General features: G+C 50.9%; 22 protein-coding genes. 5 read left to right on the top strand and 17 right to left on the bottom strand.

The window, feature by feature from the left end:
- Window positions 1–4: 4 nt before the first annotated feature.
- The 15 genes from hisG to ACSSVF_RS05835 all read right to left on the bottom strand — a co-directional run bounded on the left by hisG (window position 5) and on the right by ACSSVF_RS05835 (window position 12,581).
- Window positions 5–655: an ATP phosphoribosyltransferase gene (gene hisG / locus ACSSVF_RS05905; RefSeq protein WP_492406020.1), complete on the bottom strand. Its 651-nt coding sequence runs from the start codon at window positions 653–655 to the stop codon at window positions 5–7.
- 56 nt (window positions 656–711) lie between these two features.
- Window positions 712–1,977, bottom strand: coding sequence for a UDP-N-acetylglucosamine 1-carboxyvinyltransferase (gene murA / locus ACSSVF_RS05900; protein ID WP_492406019.1), 1,266 nt, complete (start codon window positions 1,975–1,977; stop codon window positions 712–714).
- A 2-nt stretch (window positions 1,978–1,979) separates the two neighbouring features.
- Entirely contained in the window at window positions 1,980–2,288 is a 309-nt protein-coding gene (gene grxD / locus ACSSVF_RS05895; RefSeq protein WP_444701981.1) for a Grx4 family monothiol glutaredoxin, read from the bottom strand.
- 41 nt (window positions 2,289–2,329) lie between these two features.
- Window positions 2,330–2,578, bottom strand: a complete 249-nt coding sequence (locus tag ACSSVF_RS05890) for a BolA family protein (protein WP_442584745.1) — start codon at window positions 2,576–2,578, stop codon at window positions 2,330–2,332.
- A gap of 66 nt (window positions 2,579–2,644) precedes the next feature.
- On the bottom strand, window positions 2,645–3,391 hold the full coding sequence (locus ACSSVF_RS05885) for an ABC transporter permease (protein WP_492406313.1): 747 nt from the start codon (window positions 3,389–3,391) through the stop codon (window positions 2,645–2,647).
- Window positions 3,392–3,459: 68 nt separating this feature from the next.
- A complete protein-coding gene (locus tag ACSSVF_RS05880; protein WP_492406018.1) occupies window positions 3,460–4,374 on the bottom strand; it encodes an ABC transporter ATP-binding protein in 915 nt (304 codons plus the stop codon).
- Between the two features lie 80 nt (window positions 4,375–4,454).
- Window positions 4,455–4,748, bottom strand: a complete 294-nt coding sequence (locus ACSSVF_RS05875; protein WP_492406017.1) for an STAS domain-containing protein — start codon at window positions 4,746–4,748, stop codon at window positions 4,455–4,457.
- 20 nt (window positions 4,749–4,768) lie between these two features.
- On the bottom strand, window positions 4,769–5,371 hold the full coding sequence (locus ACSSVF_RS05870) for an MlaC/ttg2D family ABC transporter substrate-binding protein (RefSeq protein ID WP_492406016.1): 603 nt from the start codon (window positions 5,369–5,371) through the stop codon (window positions 4,769–4,771).
- 26 nt (window positions 5,372–5,397) lie between these two features.
- Window positions 5,398–5,943 (bottom strand): outer membrane lipid asymmetry maintenance protein MlaD, encoded by a 546-nt coding sequence (mlaD, locus tag ACSSVF_RS05865; RefSeq protein WP_492406015.1) that lies wholly within the window; start codon window positions 5,941–5,943, stop codon window positions 5,398–5,400.
- Window positions 5,944–5,982: 39 nt separating this feature from the next.
- Entirely contained in the window at window positions 5,983–6,768 is a 786-nt protein-coding gene (gene mlaE / locus ACSSVF_RS05860; protein ID WP_492406014.1) for a lipid asymmetry maintenance ABC transporter permease subunit MlaE, read from the bottom strand.
- The gene (locus ACSSVF_RS05855) at window positions 6,768–7,571 is read right to left on the bottom strand and encodes an ABC transporter ATP-binding protein (protein ID WP_492406013.1); all 804 of its coding nucleotides are present in this window, start codon (window positions 7,569–7,571) and stop codon (window positions 6,768–6,770) included. The genes mlaE and ACSSVF_RS05855 overlap by 1 nt, the downstream gene beginning before the upstream one ends.
- A 129-nt stretch (window positions 7,572–7,700) precedes the next feature.
- A complete protein-coding gene (locus ACSSVF_RS05850; protein WP_492406012.1) occupies window positions 7,701–8,342 on the bottom strand; it encodes a type II secretion system protein in 642 nt (213 codons plus the stop codon).
- 243 nt (window positions 8,343–8,585) lie between these two features.
- A complete protein-coding gene (ccsB, locus tag ACSSVF_RS05845) occupies window positions 8,586–9,731 on the bottom strand; it encodes a c-type cytochrome biogenesis protein CcsB (protein WP_492406011.1) in 1,146 nt (381 codons plus the stop codon).
- Window positions 9,732–9,751: 20 nt separating this feature from the next.
- Window positions 9,752–11,683: a cytochrome c biogenesis protein ResB gene (locus ACSSVF_RS05840; protein WP_492406312.1), complete on the bottom strand. Its 1,932-nt coding sequence runs from the start codon at window positions 11,681–11,683 to the stop codon at window positions 9,752–9,754.
- 268 nt (window positions 11,684–11,951) lie between these two features.
- The gene (locus ACSSVF_RS05835) at window positions 11,952–12,581 is read right to left on the bottom strand and encodes a c-type cytochrome (RefSeq protein ID WP_492406010.1); all 630 of its coding nucleotides are present in this window, start codon (window positions 12,579–12,581) and stop codon (window positions 11,952–11,954) included.
- Between the two features lie 110 nt (window positions 12,582–12,691).
- Here ACSSVF_RS05835 and yihA point away from each other — a divergent pair, with 110 nt between their 5' ends.
- Entirely contained in the window at window positions 12,692–13,327 is a 636-nt protein-coding gene (gene yihA / locus ACSSVF_RS05830; protein ID WP_492406009.1) for a ribosome biogenesis GTP-binding protein YihA/YsxC, read from the top strand.
- A 30-nt stretch (window positions 13,328–13,357) separates the two neighbouring features.
- Here the strand turns inward: yihA and trmB are convergent, their stop codons facing one another.
- Window positions 13,358–14,071, bottom strand: a complete 714-nt coding sequence (trmB, locus tag ACSSVF_RS05825) for a tRNA (guanosine(46)-N7)-methyltransferase TrmB (protein ID WP_492406008.1) — start codon at window positions 14,069–14,071, stop codon at window positions 13,358–13,360.
- A 376-nt stretch (window positions 14,072–14,447) separates the two neighbouring features.
- Between trmB and ACSSVF_RS05820 the strand changes: the two genes are divergently transcribed.
- Window positions 14,448–15,026, top strand: coding sequence for a hypothetical protein (locus ACSSVF_RS05820; protein WP_492406007.1), 579 nt, complete (start codon window positions 14,448–14,450; stop codon window positions 15,024–15,026).
- A 99-nt stretch (window positions 15,027–15,125) separates the two neighbouring features.
- Here ACSSVF_RS05820 and ACSSVF_RS05815 read toward each other — a convergent pair whose 3' ends face one another.
- Entirely contained in the window at window positions 15,126–16,295 is a 1,170-nt protein-coding gene (locus ACSSVF_RS05815) for a class I SAM-dependent methyltransferase (protein WP_492406006.1), read from the bottom strand.
- A 108-nt stretch (window positions 16,296–16,403) separates the two neighbouring features.
- Between ACSSVF_RS05815 and ACSSVF_RS05810 the strand changes: the two genes are divergently transcribed.
- The 3 genes from ACSSVF_RS05810 to topA all read left to right on the top strand — a co-directional run bounded on the left by ACSSVF_RS05810 (window position 16,404) and on the right by topA (window position 20,921).
- Window positions 16,404–17,129 carry a pteridine reductase gene (locus ACSSVF_RS05810; RefSeq protein WP_492406311.1) on the top strand — a complete coding sequence of 242 codons (726 nt, stop codon included), beginning with the start codon at window positions 16,404–16,406 and terminating at the stop codon, window positions 17,127–17,129.
- A 132-nt stretch (window positions 17,130–17,261) separates the two neighbouring features.
- A complete protein-coding gene (gene ttcA, locus ACSSVF_RS05805) occupies window positions 17,262–18,203 on the top strand; it encodes a tRNA 2-thiocytidine(32) synthetase TtcA (RefSeq protein WP_492406005.1) in 942 nt (313 codons plus the stop codon).
- Between the two features lie 111 nt (window positions 18,204–18,314).
- Complete coding sequence (gene topA, locus ACSSVF_RS05800) at window positions 18,315–20,921, top strand: type I DNA topoisomerase (RefSeq protein ID WP_492406004.1); 2,607 nt, start codon at window positions 18,315–18,317, stop codon at window positions 20,919–20,921.
- Window positions 20,922–20,969: the final 48 nt, after the last annotated feature.

The raw sequence follows: 20,969 nt of genomic DNA, 5'->3' as shown, positions 1-20,969 counted from the left end.
ATGTTTACTGTGATGAATCTTTCTGGATAGCTTCAGCAAAACTGTCAATAATCGGCTGCAACGAGGGGCGGTTCACCTTGAACGAGGCCTGGTTCACTACCAGGCGGGAACTGATCGCACCTATCTCTTCAACGGCTTTGAGTCTATTGGCACGTAAGGTGCCGCCGGTGCTGACCAGGTCGACAATCGCATCGGCCAGCCCTACCAGAGGGCCCAGCTCCATAGAACCATATAACTTGATCAGATCCACATGCATGCCTTTGGCCGCGAAATGCTCACGCGCCGTTTTCACATACTTGGTGACCACCTTTAAACGCGCACCCTGGCGGATGCTGGCCTCGTAATCAAAGTCTTCGCGTACCGCCACCATCATCTTGCAGCGGGCGATATTCAAATCCAGTGGCTGGTACAGGCCTTCTCCACCATGCTCATCCAGCACATCCTTACCGGCAATGCCGATATCAGCCGCGCCATATTGCACATAGGTGGGCACATCGGTGGCACGGACAATAATCAACCGCACATCGTCACGGTTGGTGGGCAGGATCAGTTTACGTGAAGATTCAGGATCTTCCAGCGAACGGATACCTGCCGCTGCCAGTAGCGGTGTGGTTTCCTCAAAAATGCGCCCCTTGCTGAGTGCGATAGTAATCATGGTTTGTTTAACCTAGGTATTATTTTAATTTGCGTATTATTTAATAGGCACATCATTTAATGTGATCTGCGTACTTTGGCGCCCAATCGATTCAATTTTTCTTCCAGCCGTTCATAGCCACGATCAAGGTGGTAAATGCGGTCTATCACTGTTTCACCTTCTGCTACCAGCCCGGCCAATACCAATCCGGCAGAAGCGCGCAAATCAGTTGCCATCACATTGGCGCCTTCCAGTGTAGGCACACCTTTGACAAACGCGGTATTGCCCTGGATCTCAATGTTGGCACCCATGCGTTGCAGTTCCTGCACGTGCATAAAACGGTTTTCAAAAATGGTTTCCACCACCGTGGAGACGCCTTCTGCCATGGTGTTCATGGCCATAAACTGCGCCTGCATGTCGGTAGGGAAAGCCGGGTGCGGGGCGGTGCGGATATTCACCGCTTTCAGCTGACCATTGCTTTTCACGGTGATGGTGTCGGCATCAGTGCTGATATGCACACCCGCTTCACGCAGCTTCTCGATAACGGCTTCCAGCAGATCGGCACGTGCGTTTTTCAAGGTAACCTCGCCACCTGTCATGGCGGCGGCCACCATATAAGTGCCAGCTTCAATACGGTCACAGACGATATGATGCTGAGCCCCGGTCAAGCGTTCTACACCTTCGATGGTGATGGTATCAGTGCCAGCGCCCGTGATTTTCGCGCCCATTTTATTCAGGCATTCGGCCAGATCAACCACTTCGGGTTCTTTGGCTGCATTTTCCAGCACAGTAGTGCCCTGTGCCAGCGCGGCGGCCATCATCAGGTTCTCAGTGCCGGTCACCGTGACCATATCCATATAATAAATCGCGCCTTGCAGACGGCGATTAGGCAAGTGCAAGGTACTGGCCTGGATATAGCCATGCGTGATATGCATGGCCGCACCCATGGCCTGCAGGCCCTTGATATGTAAGTCTACCGGGCGCGAACCTATGGCACAGCCGCCGGGCAATGACACCCGTGCCGTACCAAAACGCGCCAACAACGGGCCCAGCACCAGGATAGAGGCGCGCATGGTTTTCACCATTTCATAGGTCGCTTCAAACGAAGCCACATCGCTGGCATCCAGGCTGACCTGGTCATCCGTTTTACTGACCTTCACACCCATAGTGTCCAGCAGCTTCAGCGTAGAAGCCACATCCCGCAACTCTGGTACGCCAGTCAATATCAGCGGCGTTTCCGCCAGCAATCCTGCACACAAAATCGGCAAGGCGGCATTCTTGGCGCCGGACACGACCACTTCGCCGTGCAAAGGCACGCCACCCTCAATAATCAGTTTGTCCAAGATTATGCTTCCGACAACAGGGTTTGCAGCTCACCGCTCTGGTACATGCTACGCATAATGTCAGCACCACCAATAAACTCGCCTTTGACATACAGTTGTGGAATCGTTGGCCAGTTCGCATATTGCTTGATGCCTTCGCGAATATCCATATCTTGCAACACGTCTACTGCCACAAACTCAGCGCCACAGGCATCGAGGATTTGTGTCGCCACATTTGAAAACCCACATTGTGGGAATTTCGGGCTACCTTTCATATACAGCACCACTTTATTGCCGGTGACTGTCTCTTTGATTTTTGCTTGTGCGTCCATATTTTCTCCAATCTATTCTATTGAGTCGCAGCATGAAGCATTTATGCTTGCTGCATCTGTTGCCACTGTGTCGGCGTGTAGGTTTGCATGGCCAGCGCATGGATTTCGGCGCGCATGCGGTCACCCAGTGCGGCATATACCAACTGATGCTGCTGCACCATGCGCTTACCTTCAAATAAAGGGCTCACGACCACCGCATCAAAATGCGTGCCGTCATCCCCGTTCACTTTTATATAGTCGCATTCCAAACCACTCAGGATATACGACTGTAATTGAGCTGCTGTTAACACAAGACCTCGCTTTTATTTCAATATCAGCCACAAACGGTGTAGCAGTTTTGCTACTACCGGATCGCACTAACTACGTAATTTATAACCGGATTTTAACATCTTTAGGCATAGCCACGCTAATGCCAGCAGAAACGCACCTACGACACTGAAGCTTAGCCACGGCGAAACATCCCCCTGGCCAAAGAATCCATATCTAAACCCATCTATCATGTAGAAAAAAGGATTCAATTGCGATAGCGCCTGCCAGAACGGCGGCAGGGAATGGATAGAGTAAAACACGCCAGAGAGGAATGTCAGCGGCATGATGACAAAGTTCTGGAAGGCCGCCATCTGATCGAACTTATCGGCCCAGATACCGGCAATCACGCCAAACGTTCCGAGCAATGCACTACCCAGCAGGGCAAAGGTCATGATCCATAAGGGATGTACTGTGGGCACATCGACAAAACATAAAGCCACCAGATAGATACTTAGACCGACCACTAAGCCACGAATCATGGAAGCGGCCAGGAATGCCACAAAAAACTCAAGGTAGGTCAATGGCGTCAGCATGAGAAAAATAATATTCCCCATCACTTTGGACTGAATCAGGCTGGAAGAGCTATTGGCAAATGCGTTTTGCAGCAAGGACATCATCATCAGGCCAGGCACCAGGAACGCGGTGTAACTGACCTGCTCATAGACTTTCACATGCGATTCCAGCACATGTGAAAAAATCAGCAAATAGAGCAAGGCTGTCAATATGGGCGACGCAATGGTTTGAAACGCCACCCGCCAAAACCTTAACAGCTCTTTTTTAAATAGCGTATACATGCCACGGTAGCGCGCGCTGATATGGTCATCCAGCCAATAAAAAGGATTCAGCCGCTTTAATAGCCATTTCATGATACTTGCCCTCCGCGACTACCCACCAGATTCAGGAAAACGTCTTCCAGATCCACTTCTTGCAACTGGATATCCAGCACAGTGACTTCTGCCTGGCGCAACGCGGATAAAATCACTTCAATGCGGCCGATGTCAGGCAGATTAAAAATGACCTCGTCGCCCTGTTGCTGCTTGATCAAGGGTTGAAGCTGCGCCGGCACTGCGCCTTCCAGGCGTAGCGACAACTGCTTGGCGGCGTGGCTGTGCAATAGCTGCTTGGTGGTGTCCAGCGCCACTATCTTGCCATGCTTCATCATGGCCACGCGTTCGCACAAGGTTTCTGCCTCTTCCAGGTAATGCGTAGTCAGGATAATGGTATGACCCTGCTGGTTCAACTTTTGGATAAAGCCCCACAGCATCTGGCGCAGTTCGACATCGACCCCTGCCGTCGGCTCATCGAGCACGATGACGGGCGGTTTATGTGCCAGCGCCTGTGCAATCAGGGCACGACGCTTCATGCCGCCAGATAACTGCCGCATATTGGTGTGCGCTTTGTCAGTCAGCCCCAAGCCCTCGATCACTTCATCCACCCAGTCATCATTTTCAGGTCCACAGCCAAAATAGCCGGCCTGGAAACGCATCATTTCACGTACATTAAAAAACGGGTCAAATACCAGCTCCTGCGGCACGACGCCCAGAGCCATACGCGCTTGTTGATAAGCGGATTGCACATCATGACCCATGATACGGATATGCCCGCTGGTGGGTTTTAACAAACCAGACAACAGGTTAATCAATGTCGATTTACCAGCCCCATTCGGGCCGAGTAGCGCAAAGAATTCTCCCTGCTGTATAGTCAGATCTACCCCCCTGAGTGCTTCAAACGCACCAAAATGCTTGGTAATACCCTGGATTTCAACGGCTGCCGCCACGGTGTTGCCTTTCCCTATCCTAAAAAAACGAAACCCCACCTCTGTCCACAGAGCTGGGGTTTGCTGACTGAGATATCAAGTTAATTCAACAAGAAACTATCCACACCATATAACTGCATCAAGCTACGCAGATTGTCAGGCACCCCCACTACCGAGATAGAACCGGCCTGGGCGTGCTCATGATGAAACTGGCGCTGAATCTCGAAAATCAAACTCACTGCCACCGTATCCACTTCTTCCACTTTAGAGAAGTCCAGCGTCAGTGGTGGGTCCAGGCGCAACGTTTGCAACTGAGTTAAGGCTTCACTGATATTATTAATCAGCAAATCACCACTAAAGCTCAATGTATTTGCTTGTTGCGTAATAGTTGCCACGATGACCCTTTATTGAGAAATTATTTACCAGTAGCGGCTTTGTTTTTTTCAGCCAGCTTTTTATTCAAACTGTCCAAACCGTTCTGGCGGATTTCCTGCGCAAACTGGCTACGGTAGTTAGTGACCAGGCTCACACTTTCAATCACGATATCGAACACTTTCCAGTCTTCGCCTTTTTTACCGAGTGTGTAATCCACAGAAATCGGGTCACCACCTGGTTGCTGGATCGCTGTTTTCACCGTTGCGGTATCTGCCCCGGCTTCCAGACGGAAAGGCTTGTACTCGATAGACTGGTTTTTATACTTGGACAATGCGGTGGCATATGTGCGCAACAGCAGCGTTTTAAACTCAGCCTGGAAAGCAGTTTGTTGCTCAGGGGTCGCTTTGGTCCAGTTTTTACCCAGCACCAGGCGGGATACTTTATCAAAGTCAAAGTTTGGCAGAATCTTTTCTTCAGCCAGTGCAAAAATCTTTTGCTGGTTACCGGCCTGAATATCTTTATCAGACTTGATGACGTCAACGACATCATCGGCAGTTTTTTTCACCAGTTGATCCGGTGCCAATCCTGCAAATGCCACATTACTTACCAGCCATATGGCACAAGCCATCCACCATTTTTTCATCGAATTCCCTTTATTAAGCATTTAAATTACTTACCAATTTTGTCCAACGGACTGGCATCTAACGCATCAGCACCCGTTTCGGTTGATGCCGCAGCAGTTTTCGCTGGTTTATCATCCCCTTCAGTCGCTTTGCTGTATAAAAACTGGCTAATCAATTTTTCCAGAACCACGGCGTCTTGTGTCTGCATAATCTTGTCGCCATTTTTCAAGCTGGTTTCGTCGCCGCCCGCTTCCAGACCCACATACTGCTCACCCAACAAGCCCGCCGTGTAGATATTGGCGAATGTATCTTTAGGGAAGCTGTAACGTTTGTCGATATTCAGACTGACAACGGCCTCATAAGTTTTTGAATCAAAGTTAATTCCTTCAACACGGCCCACAACAACGCCGGCACTTTTAATTGGTGCACGTGGTTTAAGACCGCCAATATTCTCAAAGTTCGCGGTGACGGTATAAGTTGCACCGATATTGGTGGTGGTCAGGTTGCCGACTTTCATGGCTAGGCCCAGTAATGCAGCAAAGCCCATCGCCACAAAAATACCTACCCATAAATCAATTGTTGTTCTTTCCATTGCTGCTCCTCACGAATGCTTTTAACTAGTGTTGCTTATCTAGCCAAGCATGAACGCTGTTAATATAAAATCCAATGCCAATACTGCCAGTGATGAAGTCACCACTGTACGTGTCGTTGCCCGGCTAACGCCTTCTGCTGTCGGCGGCGCATCGTAGCCTTCAAACAAGGCAATCATGGTACACGCGATGCCGAACACCACGCTTTTGAATACGCCATTCAGGATGTCGTATTCCCAATCCACATTGGCCTGCATCTGCGACCAAAAAGCCCCTGCATCTACACCAATCAGTGGCACGGCCACCATATACCCGCCCAAAATCCCCATCATGGTGAACAAGGTCGCCAGGATAGGCATGGCAATCACGCCCGCCCAGAACCTTGGTGCAATCACGCGTGCAATCGGGCTCACCGCCATCATTTCCATGGCAGAAAGCTGCTCGGTGGCTTTCATCAGGCCGATTTCGGCGGTAATCGCCGTGCCGGCACGGCCTGCAAACAGCAAAGCAGTCACTACCGGGCCAAGTTCACGCACCAGCGCCAGTGCCACCAGCACGCCAATGGCTTCTGAAGACCCATACCGCTGCAAGGTATGGTATCCCTGCAAGGCCAATACCATACCGACGAAAAATGCAGATACCAGGATAATGATTAACGACAACACGCCGGTGAAATACACTTCCCGCACTGTCAATCTGAAGCGGCGAAAACTTTCACCGGAAGAGATCATGGTCAGCCCGAATAACCGGGCACCTGCGCCAAATCGCCACATCTTATTAATAAAGCCAGCACCAAGATTCTTGAGCAGGCGTTCTAGTTTGCGCATCAACGTGCCCCTCTTAACAAACTGGCATGGTACTCAGGCGCTGCATAGTGGAAAGGCACCGGACCATCCTTTTCACCATGCACAAACTGGTGCACAAATGGCAACTCCGAGTTACGCAAGTCTTCAGGCGTGCCTTCAGCCGCCACCACGCCATTTGCCACAAAATACACATAATCGGCAAACTGGAAAGTCTCTTCCACATCATGCGTGACAATGATAGAGGTGGCGCCCAGCGCATCGTTCAGGCTGCGGATCAGGTCACAGATCACTGCCATCGAAATCGGGTCCAGCCCGGCAAAGGGCTCGTCGTACATGATAATGCTAGGGTCAAGCGCGATCGCCCTGGCCAATGCCACGCGCCGCGCCATGCCGCCTGAGAGTTCTGTCGGCTTGAGTGCATGCGCCCCGCGCAAACCCACGGCATTCAGCTTCATCAATACCAGGTCACGAATCATGCTTTCCGGTAGATCGGTGTGCTCACGAATCGGGAAAGCAACATTTTCAAACACAGATAAATCGGTAAACAGGGCACCGTGTTGAAACAGCATGCCCATTTTCCTGCGCAAGCGGTAAATACCGTCACGGTCTTGTTTATGCACCACTTCACCACCAACCTGCACTTCCCCCTTGGTGGGCTTGAGCTGGCCACCGATCAGGCGTAGCAAAGTGGTTTTACCGCTACCACTGCCGCCCATAATCGCCACCACCTTACCTTTTTCAAAGGTCATGTTGATGCCGTGATGCAGCAACTTACCTTTGTATCCAAAGGAAAGATCTTTAATTTCTACGATTGATTGGGCCATGTGGTTGGTTTCTTTTGCAAGCGGCTCTCATTCTAAATCAGAATGCGATGAGAAATCTGTATGTATAACGCATAAAACAAAAAGCCCGAAAAACAGGCTTTTTGCGTGACAGATATGTTGTATTCTACACTAAAAACTCATGCAAACTAAATACGGCGAGCCTGCCTGAGGCGCGGCTACACCAGTGCCCGTTACGCCACTAACCAATATGCGCATCGCACCGCTATCTCCTGCACCATCATCCAGCGTGGTATCGAGTTGTGTGGCGTATCTGCCTAAAATACCATCGGAACACATGGCATGCGCAGTGTTAAACGTGTTTGCGGGTACTGCCCCCAATGTACCGACGCTCGCCACCCCTATCCGTCCACCTTCGCTGTTGCGAGGCAGGTATTGCGGGCTGGCCATATTCACGGAACCAGTAGCCAAACCTGCCAGACGCAAATGCTGCCACACCAGAAATGACTCATCTGTTGCAGCCTCTGAATTCCAAGTCCCTTGTATCAAGCCATTCTGCGTTTGACCAGCTGTACTGGCATTCACACCATCAGTGAGGTGCGTGTTAGCCGCATGATCATCGCCAGGCAGCACGCGAAACCTGTCCTGATAGCCATAAAAATAAGTCGGTACATTCCTGAAGTCACTGGCCAGACTTTTTACTTTGGCGTTAGCGATCAACTCCTGCCCACGCATCACGCCTGCCAGCAATAGCCCTGCAATCACCAGCACAATTGCTAATTCAATCAAGGTAAACCCTCGCTGCCTGTTCATGTTGACTCCTTGTTTATAGTTGATAAGCACTTTATTGACTGAGCGATTACCAGCCCAGCGCATAAAATACTAACATTTATTAACATAAGTAAACAACAATCCACTATAGCGGATTGACAAAAAGAAACGGGCAAGCGCTATTCACGCTTGCCCGTTGGCAGATCTAAAAGAATGACTTATTCAGGCCATTTTTTATAGGTTAGTTAGTTTGTTTGACCTGCGGTTATCGTATTTCACCCATGTCTACAAAGTGCCGTAAGAATGCAGACCACTCAGGAACATATTCACACCTAAAAAAGCAAAGGTCGTGACCAGCAAGCCTACCAGCGCCCACCAGGCCAGTACGGTGCCGCGCAAGCCCTTCATCAGGCGCAAGTGCAGCCAGGCTGCATAGTTCAGCCAGACGATTAAAGCCCAGGTTTCCTTAGGATCCCATGACCAGTAACCACCCCATGCTTCCGCTGCCCACATGGCACCCAGAATGGTCGCGATGGTAAAGAAGGCAAAGCCGATGGCGATGGCTTTGTACATCAGGTCATCCAGCACATGCAATGCAGGCAAACGCGTTGCCAGCACGCCATTCCTGACCAGCAAATATGCGCCAGCCACCATGGCAGCCAATGAAAATGCGCCATACCCGATAAAGTTGGCAGGCACGTGTATCTTCATCCAGTAGCTTTGCAGCGCCGGCACCAATGGCTGGATTTCGTTGGCATGGCGGTCAAAGGTATACCAAAGGATAAACCCGACTGCTGCATTGATCACCACCAGCACAAAGCCACCGAGCTGGCGGGTTTTGAACAGTTGCTCATAATGCAGGTAAAGCAAGGCAGTAATCAGGCAAAACAGAATAAACACTTCGTACAGATTACTGATAGGAATATGACCGATATCCGGCGCAATCAGGTAAGACTCATACCAGCGCACCATCAGCCCGACAAAGCCGAATAAGGTGGCGGCCCAAGTGAGTGCGGAAGCGACTTTCGCGGTAAAGTCAGAACGCTGGAACAGCGCCAGCCAATAAGTGAGCATCGCCAGCACAAACAACACATTCATCCACATCACTGCCGACTGGCTCGCCAGTAAAAACTTGAGCAGGAAGCGTTGACCGCCATTGGCTAGGTCGCCATGGTAGCTGTAGACACCAATTAAACTGACGATAGCCACACCCAGCACCAGCCTGGCAATCGCCGACCAACGCCAGCCCAGGTAGCTGAATACACCCACCGCACCAAACAGAAAACTGACTTCGTAGATATCCATATAGCCAGCATAACGCTGGTAGGAAAAAATGCCGCCAGCCAGCAACAGCATTGCATACAACCAGTCATAGGCAGTCAGCGATTGCCAAAAGGACGTTGGTTTAGTCCATGTAGGTGATGTACTCATCGAAATTCCCCTATCGATATTTAAACAGGCGCTAATGGCACCTGCGTTTGCAACAACCCGGTAAGTTGCTGTTGCATGCGGACAAAGTCCTGGTCCAGATCCATATTTTTACGGTTAGACGACATTGCCAGTAAAACTTCCTGCTGTGTGGGTTTGATTAATAACCACACCCGTCGTTCCCTGATATAAAACATGGAAAAAATACCTAATACCAGCATCACCGAACCCAGGTATACCCAGTTTTGCCCAGGAGAGCGCGTCAGCTGGAAACCACTGGCCTGTTTAAGTGTGTAATTCTTCAACTGGAAATAGTAGGGAGTGCCATAGAAGAACAGGTCATTCATGGCATTCAAACTATCTTGCACAAATATCGCAGTGGCCTGGTCTTGTGGCGCTGGCGGCAGATTCCGTTGCGCACGGCTTATCTGGTAAGCCTGTAGTGCAGCCGTGTTTAATAACTTCAAATAAGTTTGTGCGGCTTGCTCGCGCTGGTCTTTAGGCACGGCATTTTCAATGATTTTGGAAAGCTCAGTATAACCACCACGTTTAAAGGTCAATAACAATTGCTGCAAGCTTTGCTCAAACTGCACCTTCAACTGCGCATTGCCACTAGGCATTTGCTGAGCCACCTGACTGGCGATGTCACGCATAGACTGTTCATTACGCATGGTTTGGCGCAAGGCCATAAAGCCGTCGATTTCGAGCTCATCATCGGCCGGTACGCGCAGGTATTTGAACTCATCCTGCACCGTCTCACGCATGCCTGAGACAAAATAGGCACGCCCATCCAGTTGCAAGGGCTGCATGTAATTGACATATTCACGCGCCTGGCCGCTGGCATTGCGCAATTTAATGGTGGTATTCGGGCCTACATTATGCGGTTTGCCTTTGCCATCTTTGGACAAATTCAGAATGTTGAACTGGCGGAATTCATTGAACTCCACGCTCAACTTTTGCGCGCCCTCGCCCAGCGAACCTTTTTGCAGGATCACGCCATCGATATCAAAGCTATCCTGATTGGCCGCCGCCAGGTTCCATAACTTAAATTTGAGTTGTGATCCGCCATCCTGAAAGTCAGATTGGTAAATCGCAATGCCTTTATGGATATAGGGATGATTGACGCGTATGGTCGTTTCAATCGGCTTATCCAACTCAGGATCGGTAATGACGATATCGCTCTCGAACGATTTTGGCATCCCGGTCGGATAATGTTCAATGCGGAAATCCTTTAGTCCTACCGTGAATGGCAGATCCTGCACCAGGTAACCATCGCGCACGCGCACAAAAGCCACATTGTCGCGCTCACCTTCCGGCAACGTCATATTGGCGCGGAACGATAAATTATTGACGCCCAACCGGCTTTCTTCTGGCACCTTGCGAGTAGCGATATCACGGGTTTCAATCTTCTTGAACCCCATCAGCTCCTGCACCTTTAAAGGTAAATTGCCATCCAGCAAGCCGCCGAAACAGATCACCACAATTGCTGCGTGGGTAAAAATATAACCCAGGCGCTGGTGCGTGCCCAGGCGGGCGGCAAACAGCACATCGCCGTTGTCTTGCTGTTTGGTTTTAAAGGTATAGCGCTCAGCGGTTAAAAACTCGCTTAACTGCGCTTGTGTTGCAGCCGGAGGCTGAGGCGCTGCCAGGCTGGTTTGGTGACTGAACAGGCGCAAGGATTTCTCGGTAGCGTTTTCCTTGTAGGCACGCCACTCTTTCAACATCACTGGTGTATTGCGCAACACACACAGCGTGGTAGAGATGACCAGGAACAATAGAATCGTCAGGAACCAAGCGGCATGATAGACATCGATCAGGCCCAGCATCTCAAATAGCTCAAACCAGAACTGGCCAAACTTGATAATGTAGTTCTGGTATGGTTCGTTCTGTTTCAGAACAGTACCAATGATAGAGGCCACGCCGAGCAAAGTCAGCAGGCTCACGGCAAAGCGCATTGAACTCATGAGTTCGTAGACACGTTGTGATAAAGGAACGGGCGCTTTCAATATGTTCTCTTCAGGATTAGCTTATGTGATTAGCAGGGCAGGATAGCCAGGTACAACGCAGTAACGTTGCACGCGCACTTGTGGACGACATGGTCAATAAAAGGTTGCATGGGTGCTCATTGCATCAACTGAGACAGGGACCAAGTACCTTTGGATCATTTAAACAGGTACTTAGCAAAAAAGGTGGCCGCGGCCACCTTTCCCTGTGTTGCTCAGATTAACGCAGACCTTGGATATAATCAGCAACTGCCTGCATTTCAGCATCGCTCATTTTGGCCGCAATAGTCATCATCATCGGCGCATTAGCACGCTCACCAGTGCGGAAAGTACGCAACTGCTGCACTGTGTAATCGGCATGCTGACCAGCCAGACGAGGGAACTGTTTAGGCAAACCAGCACCTGTCACACCATGGCAAGCAGCACAGGCTGGCGTTTTAGTCGCTGCGATACCGCCGCGATAAATCTTTTCACCGAGTGAGCCTTTACCGTTTTCTTTCGCTTTGGCTAGCTTGATACTCTGGTTGGAGAAGTATTTCGCGATCCCTTCCATGTCTTCCTGGCTCAAGGCACCGGCCATACCGCTCATCACCGGGTTCGCCCGCGTACCATCCTTGAAATTGGTCAACTGCTTGAGCAAATATTCAGGATGTTGGCCAGCCAGTTTCGGGTTAGCCGTGATCACGCTATTGCCATCAGCACCATGACAGGCCGCACATACGTTCTGCACCACTTTATCTGGACTATTTACCGCAGGCGCTGCTTCGGTAGTAGCAGCCTCCTCAGCAAAGACAGGCTGCATGCCCGTTACCAGCAGTACAAACAACCCTGCTTTAAAACTCTTCAACATAATTCAATGCCCCAACATTTTATTTGGCGCCATTTTATCAAACAAACCCTGTTCGTGATAGCATTCACAGCTGAATAGTCCATAAAACCTTGAGGCAACTCAACCCCACCATGCCAGTTTTCCAAAACGCCCGCTTCCATATTTCGGCACATCATTTACGCGACCTGCCGCCTGCCAGCGGGATCGAAGTCGCCTTTGCCGGACGTTCGAACGCCGGAAAATCCAGTGCACTCAACACACTGGCCAACCATAATCGCCTGGCATTTGTCAGTAAACAGCCTGGTCGTACCCAGTTGATTAACTTTTTTACGCTGGGCGATGACAAGCATTTGGTCGATTTGCCCGGTTACGGCTACGCCAAAGTGCCGGAAGCTATGCGCAACCACTGGCAAAATGTTTTGTCGCGCTACTTAAGTGAACGCAGAAGCCTGGCAGGACTGGTGCTGGTGATGGATAGCCGCCATCCGCTTACTCCTCTGGATAAACAAATGCTGGACTGGTTTTGCCCGACAGGCAAGCCGGTACATGTACTGCTGACCAAAAGCGATAAATTATCCCGCGGTGAATCAACCATCACCTTGAACAAAGTCCGCAAAGAACTGAACGACACCTGGGGGGAAGAAATCAGCGTGCAATTATTCTCCAGCCTAAAAAAACAAGGCGTGGATGAAGCTGAAAAAGTACTTGGTGAATGGTTTTTAACTGCGGATACAGACCCCGCAGCCGCGCAGCCTTTACCCGATTAAAAGCTGCAGTTTGCAACAACTGCCAGCGCTTTACCCAACCCGTTTAAACACCAGATCCCACACGCCATGGCCTAGCTTCAGGCCGCGATTCTCAAACTTGGTCAGTGGCCGGTAAGCTGGCTTCTCTGCATAATCCGCTGCTGTATTTTGCAACAACGGTTCTGCGCGTAACACTTCCAGCACCCACTCAGCATATTCCTGCCAGTCAGTCGCCACATGGATGTAAGCGCCCGCTTTCAATTTAGAGCACAGCAGCTTTACAAACTCAGCCTGTATTAAACGCCGCTTATGGTGACGTTTCTTGTGCCAGGGGTCGGGGAAGAAAATATGTACGCCATCCAGAGACGCGTCGGCCAGCATATTCTGTAAAACTTCGACCGCGTCGTGCTGCACGATACGGATATTGGAAATATCGCCTTCCAGCATCAGCTTGAGCAAACCGCCCACACCTGGCGTATGCACTTCCACCGCCAGAAAATCACTGTCCGGCAAAGTCTGCGCGATTTTTGCAGTTGCATCGCCCATGCCAAAACCAATTTCGAGGATTTTCGGGCTGTAGTCACGACCAAAAGTGTTCACCAGATCTAAGGATTGCTCGGCATATTCAATGCCGAACTGCGGCCAGCCGGTTTCCAGCGCACGCTCTTGGCCCTTGGTCAGCCGACCCTGGCGCAGGACAAAACTGCGGATGCGGCGTTGGTAAGGAGCTTCGGAAGATTCAGGTGTTTGGTCGATTTCGGTCATGGGCCGCATTATACTTTAGAGCGTGCGTTTCGCTTATATACGAGATGACTGAAAATTTCTTTTGTTAGTGATTATTTTGAGAAAGTCACACCGCTGTATTTCTAGGTTGGTGAGTTTAACTGGCATTGCTTTTCGCCTCTAGGCGAGTGACTTTTCTTTGCTTGCACAAAGAAAATGTAACCAAAAGAAATGCACCCTAGCTTCCGCTTATCTCCTGCGTTGCTCGTCAAAATAAGCGGTCACGAAACTCGCCCTAGCGGCTTGCAAAAAACGCAAGCCACCGCGGAACTCGGACAGTCGCTCCCTTGTATCTTATTTTGCCTGCGCTACTCGGCGCGTCAGATAGGGGCCCGGTTAAAACCACCACGATGCAAAGTTGGTTAAACATTCTGCACTCAGGGCGCTCAATGGCTTTTTTAAAGACCTCAAAGTAAATGCCCAACAAACTATTTTGTTGGGCATTTTGTCCGTTTACTTTGTTTTATTTCAGTGTGTCGGCGGGATGCAATGTGCGTATTCTCACTTCAGTAACCGCGTGGTGCTTTTCACGGGCCCCTATCTGACGCGCCGAGTAGCGCAGTCAGCGTGGGAGTTGTCGGCCAGCGTTTGTTTGAGCTCCGCGGTGGCCTGCGTTCTTTGCAAGCCGCTAGGGCGAGTTTCGTTGGCCGCCCACGTTGATGAGCAACGCAGGGTACAAGCGGAAGCTAGGGTGCCCTTTCTTTTGGTGACTTATTCTTTGGGCAAGCAAAGAAAAGTCACTCGCCTAGGGGCGAAAAGCAATGATGCAATCGAGCAGCAAAATAGAAAACTGAACCACCCAAAGAAATACCTATTAGGACTTCCATGCAAGGATGGCACTTTTTTTACAGTCACCAGACTAAACATGAACCTTGCCTGGATTCTGGCCTCCGCCAGAATGACGAACCTTTGCAGGAAGCGTCTGCTTCGCGCATAAACCAACACTCTCCCAAGCGCACAGAACATTGCGCCAAACCTATGCACCACCCGCCAATCTGCGACTACAGTTCCTCCTTGACCAACGCCAAAACGCCTATCACAACTGATGCCGCTTATCCCCCTGCGAAAACCCCGCCAATGGCAATTCCAACTCTTTACTCAACGCGACTACCTTAAACAACTCCCCCATCTCTGCCGGGGAAAGCAGCTTTTGCACTGCCGCGACTACAGGCAAGTAACGGGCGCTATATTCAGGTGAGATCGCTTCCAGCATCTGCAAAATGCCGCAATTCATCAAAAACTGCGCTTGCGAGGTATAGCCTGCGCAACTTAACCCGTGCGCGAGTGCGGTTTCAGCCACGGCAGTGAAATTGACATGGGCAGTGATGTCCTGCAAGCCTGGATAGACAAATGGATCATCATGCGCATAATGCTGGAAGTGGCACATGACGGTGCCCTGATTACGCTGCGGGTGATAGTACTCACGCGCTGAAAAACCATAATCGAGCATGAGTATCAAGCCCTGTTGCAGCATGGCTGCCAAACTGGCGATCAGGCCCTGCCCAGCCGGGGAAACTTCGGTGATGTAGCTGTCTGGCAACTCGCTGGTATCGATATGCGTTGTCAGCGACACCTCTTGCAGCGGCCTGTCTTGCCAGCTGAATCCGTTGTCATCTATCACGCCCCGCTCCAGCCATTGCCCGTTTTGCCAGTGAACCAACTGCACCGGAATCGCGTCCAGCACTTCGTTGCCTATGACTACGCCGGTAAAAGTGTGGGGCAGTGTTTCCAGCCATTGCACACGGGAAAATACGGCTTCAGGCAAGGCGGTTTTCAAAGCCTGTTGCTGTCGCGCACGCAAGTTAGCACTGACATCCAGAATATAGTAGTGCTCAGGCAACTGCCCTAGCTCACTTAATTGCTGCAAGACACCGATAGCCAGTTTTCCGGTGCCGGCGCCCAATTCCAGCACATGACCGCCGGTATGGCCCAGCACCTGGCTGACCTGATTGGCCACCGCCCGTGAAAACAGAGGCGAAATCTCTGGTGCGGTGACGAAATCACCGGGTTGGCCAAACTTACTGGCGTCACCGCTGTAATAGCCAAGGTGGGGGGCGTAAAGCGCGATTTGCATGTAGTCGGCAAAGGATATCCAGCCGCCTTGCAGCTGTATCTGCTGCCGCAGATATGCGACCACAGCCTCGCAATGCTGTTGCGCCGACGCATCTAGCGCAGGCAATCGTGATGAAATGGTTTGCGCAGTCATTCAGCCATTATAATGTGACCAGTCCAGAATAAAGAGTGCAACGTGAATTCCAGTCCAGCAGCCGAGCAAGTCGCCAAGCAAGCAACCGCAAAACAAGCAACCAAGGTGATCTTAATTACCGGGGGAGCCAAACGCGTGGGCGCTGCCATTACGCGTGAGCTGCATCGCAATGGCGCTAATATCATGCTGCACTATCACACTAGTGTTGCTGAAGCGTTGGCCTTACAGGCCGAACTGAATGCTGAGCGCCCTGACAGTGTTGCCATTCAGCAGGGGAACCTGCTAGACACTGGCGATCTGCCGACACTGGTAGCAGCCACCTTACAGCACTTTGGGCGGCTGGATGCTTTAATCAATAACGCATCCAGCTACTATCCAACCCAACTGGGATCAATTCAGCCGGAGCAATGGGAAGACCTGATGGGCAGCAACCTGAAAGCGCCATTATTCCTCAGCCAGGCGGCGGCTGATGCGCTACAGGCAAGTGAGGGCTGCATCATTAATATCACCGATATGCATATCGAGCGTCCGAAAAAACACTACATTGTTTACAGTGCCGCGAAAGCCGGACTGGTCAGCCTGACCAAATCACTGGCGCAGGAACTTGCCCCCAGGGTGAGAGTCAACGCTGTGGCACCGGGGCCGGTGTTATGGCCGGATGATAATCAAGAGTTTGATGAAGTCTATCGCCAGCAGGTCATCAACCAGACATTGCTTAAGCGCACAGGCGAGCCGGCGGATATCGCCAAAGCGGTGAAATTCCTGATTTATGACGCGCCGTTTGTGACCGGGCATGTGCTGGCCGTGGATGGTGGCCGCCACCTGAGCATTTAATCTGCCAGCGTGCGCTTGAACTCACTGCGACACTGCATACAGCTTGAAAACAGGGCTGACCTACTCAAATCAACGAGGATAATCAAAGACTTAGCGTAGACAATACATTGCTTTCCGCTATAATGCGCGCCTATGAAGACCAAACACTACCCAGACGATGTTAGCCAAAACTTCTTGAAACTGCGCAATCAGTTGATCAGCGCCACCGGCAAAGCCATCGGCGATTACAATATGATAGAAGAAGGCGATACCGTGCTGGTGTGCATGAGCGGCGGTAAAGACAGCCACGCCATGCTGATGATTTTGCTGGCTTTGCAAGAACGTGCGCCTATCAATTTCAAATTGATCGCGATGAACCTCGACCAGAAACAGCCTAACTTCCCTGAGGATGTGCTGCCGCGTTACCTGGATCAACTGGGCGTGGAATACCGTATTGTCGAGGCGGATACTTATTCCATCGTTAAAGAAAAAATCCCCGAAGGTAAAACCACTTGCAGCCTGTGTTCACGCCTGCGTCGCGGCATTATCTACACAACCGCACAGCAACTGGGTGCGACTAAAATCGCACTGGGCCACCATAGGGATGACATCGTGCAAACCTTGTTCCTGAATATGTTTTATGGCGCCAAAATGAAAGCGATGCCACCCAAGCTTGCCACCAACCGTGGCGAATTCATGGTCATCCGCCCATTGGCTTATTGCGCAGAAAAAGACATTGCGGCTTATGCCCGCGCCATGCAGTTCCCGATTATCCCGTGCGATTTATGTGGCGGGCAGGAAAACCTGCAACGCCAAAAAATCAAGGATATGCTTAACAACTGGGAACGCGAACAGCCAGGCCGTATCAATAATATTTTCCGCGCGATTGGCAATGTCGAGCCTTCGCACCTGGCTGACTTTGATTTGTATGACTTCAAACACCTGAGCCAGGCCAAAGAGGAGGATGAAGACCCGATGTTTGATCATGAAAAATTTGCGCCCACCGACATGGCGCTGACCATTGCCTCGCAGGATGACAAACGCATCGAGTTTGCGCGTAAACCTTTCCCCATTTCAGTCACGACTGAGGAATAAATAACGCTTGATGCCGGAAAGTCTTAAAAAATATGGACTTTCGGCACTGATATGTTGTCTATTTCTTAGAACGCTTGCTATTATCTAGCCAACTCTTACACACACCACCTAATGTCTAAACTGCTTATCGTTGAATCCCCGTCAAAAGCCAAGACCCTTAAAAAGTATCTGGGTAGTGATTTTGAAGTCCTGGCTTCATACGGACATGTGCGCGACCTGATCCCGAAAAACGGCGCGGTGGACCCCACACAGCAGTTTGCGATGAAGTACGACATTATCGATCGCAACAGCAAGCATGTGGATGCGATTGCCAAAGCAGTTAAAAATGCAGACAGCATCTACCTGGCAACCGACCCGGACCGCGAAGGTGAAGCGATCTCATGGCATATTGCCGAGATTCTGGCTGAAAAAAAGCTGATCAAGAACAAGCTGATCAAACGTGTTGAATTCAACGAGATCACGCAAACGGCTGTGAAATACGCCATTGATCATCCGCGTGATATCTCAATGGACCTGGTGAATGCGCAACAAGCGCGCCGGGCACTGGATTACCTGGTGGGCTTTAATTTATCGCCCCTGCTGTGGAAAAAAATCCGTCGCGGCTTGTCCGCAGGCCGTGTTCAAAGCCCGGCCTTGCGCCTGATTGTCGAGCGCGAACTGCAGATTGAAGCCTTTACCAGCCAGGAATACTGGAGCATCCATATGAGTGCGCTCAAGCATGCGCATGGGTTTGATGCAAAACTGGTACAGCTCAATGGCCAAAAGGTGGAGCAATTCACCGTTACGCAGCACGACCAGCAGGCAGATATTGTAGGCAAACTCTTATTAGCCTCCGCCGGTAAAACCACGGTTACCCGCGTCGAGAAAAAACAACGTAGCCGCAGCCCGGCTGCCCCATTCACTACATCTACGCTGCAACAGGAAGCCGTCCGCAAATTAGGCTTTACCACCAGCCGTGCCATGCGTGTGGCGCAACAACTGTATGAAGGTATGGATGTAGGCAGCGGTACGGTAGGTTTGATCACTTATATGCGTACCGACTCGTTCAGCCTGGCGGCTGAAGCGGTGATGCAGATACGTGATTATGTGAAAAAGCATTTTGATGCAGACTACCTGCCAAAAGCGCCCATCATGTACAAAACCAAGGCCAAAAATGCGCAGGAAGCGCATGAGGCGATCCGCCCGACCGATATCACGCGTTCACCGGCCAGCGTGCGCCAGTACCTCAACGACGAACAATTCAAATTGTATGAAATGATCTGGAAACGCACATTGGCGTGCCAGATGACACAGGCCAAATACGATGCCGTGAGCGTTGATTTGGCTGTGGGTAGTGAAGCCACATTATTCCGTGCCAGCGGCCAGACCTTGATCTTCCCCGGCTTTATTGCCGTATATATGGAAGGCAAGGACGACGACAAGGATGACGAAGATGCAGAAGCAAAATTGCCGCATCTGGAAACTGGTGAAGTGCTGACAGTAGAAAAAATCTTTGGCGAACAACACTTTACCGAACCGCCACCACGCTACTCAGAAGCCAGCCTGGTGAAAGCTCTGGAAGAGCACGGTATTGGCCGCCCTTCGACATACGCCAGCATCATCTCCACCTTGCAAGACCGCGAATACGTCATCCTGGATAAAAAACGCTTTACCCCGACCGATGTCGGCCGCGTGGTGAACAAGTTCCTGACAGAACACTTTACGCAGTATGTCGATTACGACTTCACCGCCAAGCTGGAAAACGAACTGGATGAAATTGCCGAAGGCAACCTGGACTGGATACCAGTCATGGACAAGTTCTGGCAAGGCTTTAACCAGCAGATCCTGGGCAAAGCCGATGTTGAACGCCCTGGCAATGAGTTAATCGATGAATTCTGCCCGAAATGTGGCCGCCAGTTGCAAAAACAACTCAGCCGTTATGGCAGTTTTATTGGCTGTACTGGCTATAACGCCACCCCGAAATGCGATTACAAGCGCAACCTGGATGGTGAAGCCAATGCCGCCAGCGAGCCGGTGGTCATTGGCCAGGATGCAGAAACCAGCAAAGAAATCTACCTGATGAATGGCCCGTACGGCCCTTATCTACAAGTAGGTTTGCCAGTCGAAGGCGAAAAGAAAAAACCCAAGCGCGTCAGCATCCCGAAAGAGATTCCGCTCAGCCAGGTCAATATTGATACCGCACATATGCTGTTGAGTTTGCCACGCGACCTCGGCACCCATCCGGAAACGGGCAAAAAAATCATCGCCAATATTGGCCGCTTCGGGCCTTATGTCAATCATGATGGCAAATTCAAATCCATCCCCAAAAGCGAGAGTGTGTTTGGCATAGATCTCGCTGGCGCCGTGGCTTTACTGGCTGCGGCCAGCGGCCCGGCGGTATTGGCCGATTTGGGCGCGCACCCGTCTGGCGAAGGCCGGGTAGAAGTGTTTTCTGGCCGATTTGGCCCTTATGTGCAACATGCCGGTATCCGTGCGACCCTGCCTAAAAGCGTGACGCCGGAAGAGCTGACTTTAGAGCAGGCGCTGGAATTACTCACAGAAAAAGCGGCCAAGGGCGGAGGCAAGTCTACAGGTAGAAAGACGGCGGCAAAAAAAGCCCCTGCCAAGAAAACCCCAGTCAAGAAAGCGGCAGTCAAGAAAGCGGCAGCAGCCACTCCAAAGAAAACACCAGCAGCAAAACCGGCAGCAGCCAAGCGCACGAAAAAAGCAGCTGAGTAATGTTTGCTAGAAGTAGAACTACCAAATGAAAAAGGAGCCTGAGGCTCC

Source organism: Methylophilus sp. E2MeOHC9 (assembly GCF_058744375.1).
Note: the sequence above shows the minus strand (reverse complement) of the source record. Positions and strands in the feature narration are given on the sequence as shown.

What these genes read in the sequence shown, in the direction of transcription:
- hisG (WP_492406020.1), bottom strand. Translation starts at nt 655, where the DNA reads ATGATTACTATCGCACTCAGCAAGGGGCGCATTTTTGAGGAAACCACA.
- grxD (WP_444701981.1), bottom strand. Translation starts at nt 2,288, where the DNA reads ATGGACGCACAAGCAAAAATCAAAGAGACAGTCACCGGCAATAAAGTG.
- ACSSVF_RS05885 (WP_492406313.1), bottom strand. Translation starts at nt 3,391, where the DNA reads ATGTATACGCTATTTAAAAAAGAGCTGTTAAGGTTTTGGCGGGTGGCG.
- ACSSVF_RS05870 (WP_492406016.1), bottom strand. Translation starts at nt 5,371, where the DNA reads ATGAAAAAATGGTGGATGGCTTGTGCCATATGGCTGGTAAGTAATGTG.
- mlaD (WP_492406015.1), bottom strand. Translation starts at nt 5,943, where the DNA reads ATGGAAAGAACAACAATTGATTTATGGGTAGGTATTTTTGTGGCGATG.
- mlaE (WP_492406014.1), bottom strand. Translation starts at nt 6,768, where the DNA reads ATGCGCAAACTAGAACGCCTGCTCAAGAATCTTGGTGCTGGCTTTATT.
- ACSSVF_RS05855 (WP_492406013.1), bottom strand. Translation starts at nt 7,571, where the DNA reads ATGGCCCAATCAATCGTAGAAATTAAAGATCTTTCCTTTGGATACAAA.
- ACSSVF_RS05850 (WP_492406012.1), bottom strand. Translation starts at nt 8,342, where the DNA reads ATGAACAGGCAGCGAGGGTTTACCTTGATTGAATTAGCAATTGTGCTG.
- ccsB (WP_492406011.1), bottom strand. Translation starts at nt 9,731, where the DNA reads ATGAGTACATCACCTACATGGACTAAACCAACGTCCTTTTGGCAATCG.
- ACSSVF_RS05840 (WP_492406312.1), bottom strand. Translation starts at nt 11,683, where the DNA reads ATGCGCTTTGCCGTGAGCCTGCTGACTTTGCTCGGCGTGGCCTCTATC.
- ACSSVF_RS05835 (WP_492406010.1), bottom strand. Translation starts at nt 12,581, where the DNA reads ATGTTGAAGAGTTTTAAAGCAGGGTTGTTTGTACTGCTGGTAACGGGC.
- yihA (WP_492406009.1), top strand. Translation starts at nt 12,692, where the DNA reads ATGCCAGTTTTCCAAAACGCCCGCTTCCATATTTCGGCACATCATTTA.
- trmB (WP_492406008.1), bottom strand. Translation starts at nt 14,071, where the DNA reads ATGACCGAAATCGACCAAACACCTGAATCTTCCGAAGCTCCTTACCAA.
- ACSSVF_RS05815 (WP_492406006.1), bottom strand. Translation starts at nt 16,295, where the DNA reads ATGACTGCGCAAACCATTTCATCACGATTGCCTGCGCTAGATGCGTCG.
- ttcA (WP_492406005.1), top strand. Translation starts at nt 17,262, where the DNA reads ATGAAGACCAAACACTACCCAGACGATGTTAGCCAAAACTTCTTGAAA.
- topA (WP_492406004.1), top strand. Translation starts at nt 18,315, where the DNA reads ATGTCTAAACTGCTTATCGTTGAATCCCCGTCAAAAGCCAAGACCCTT.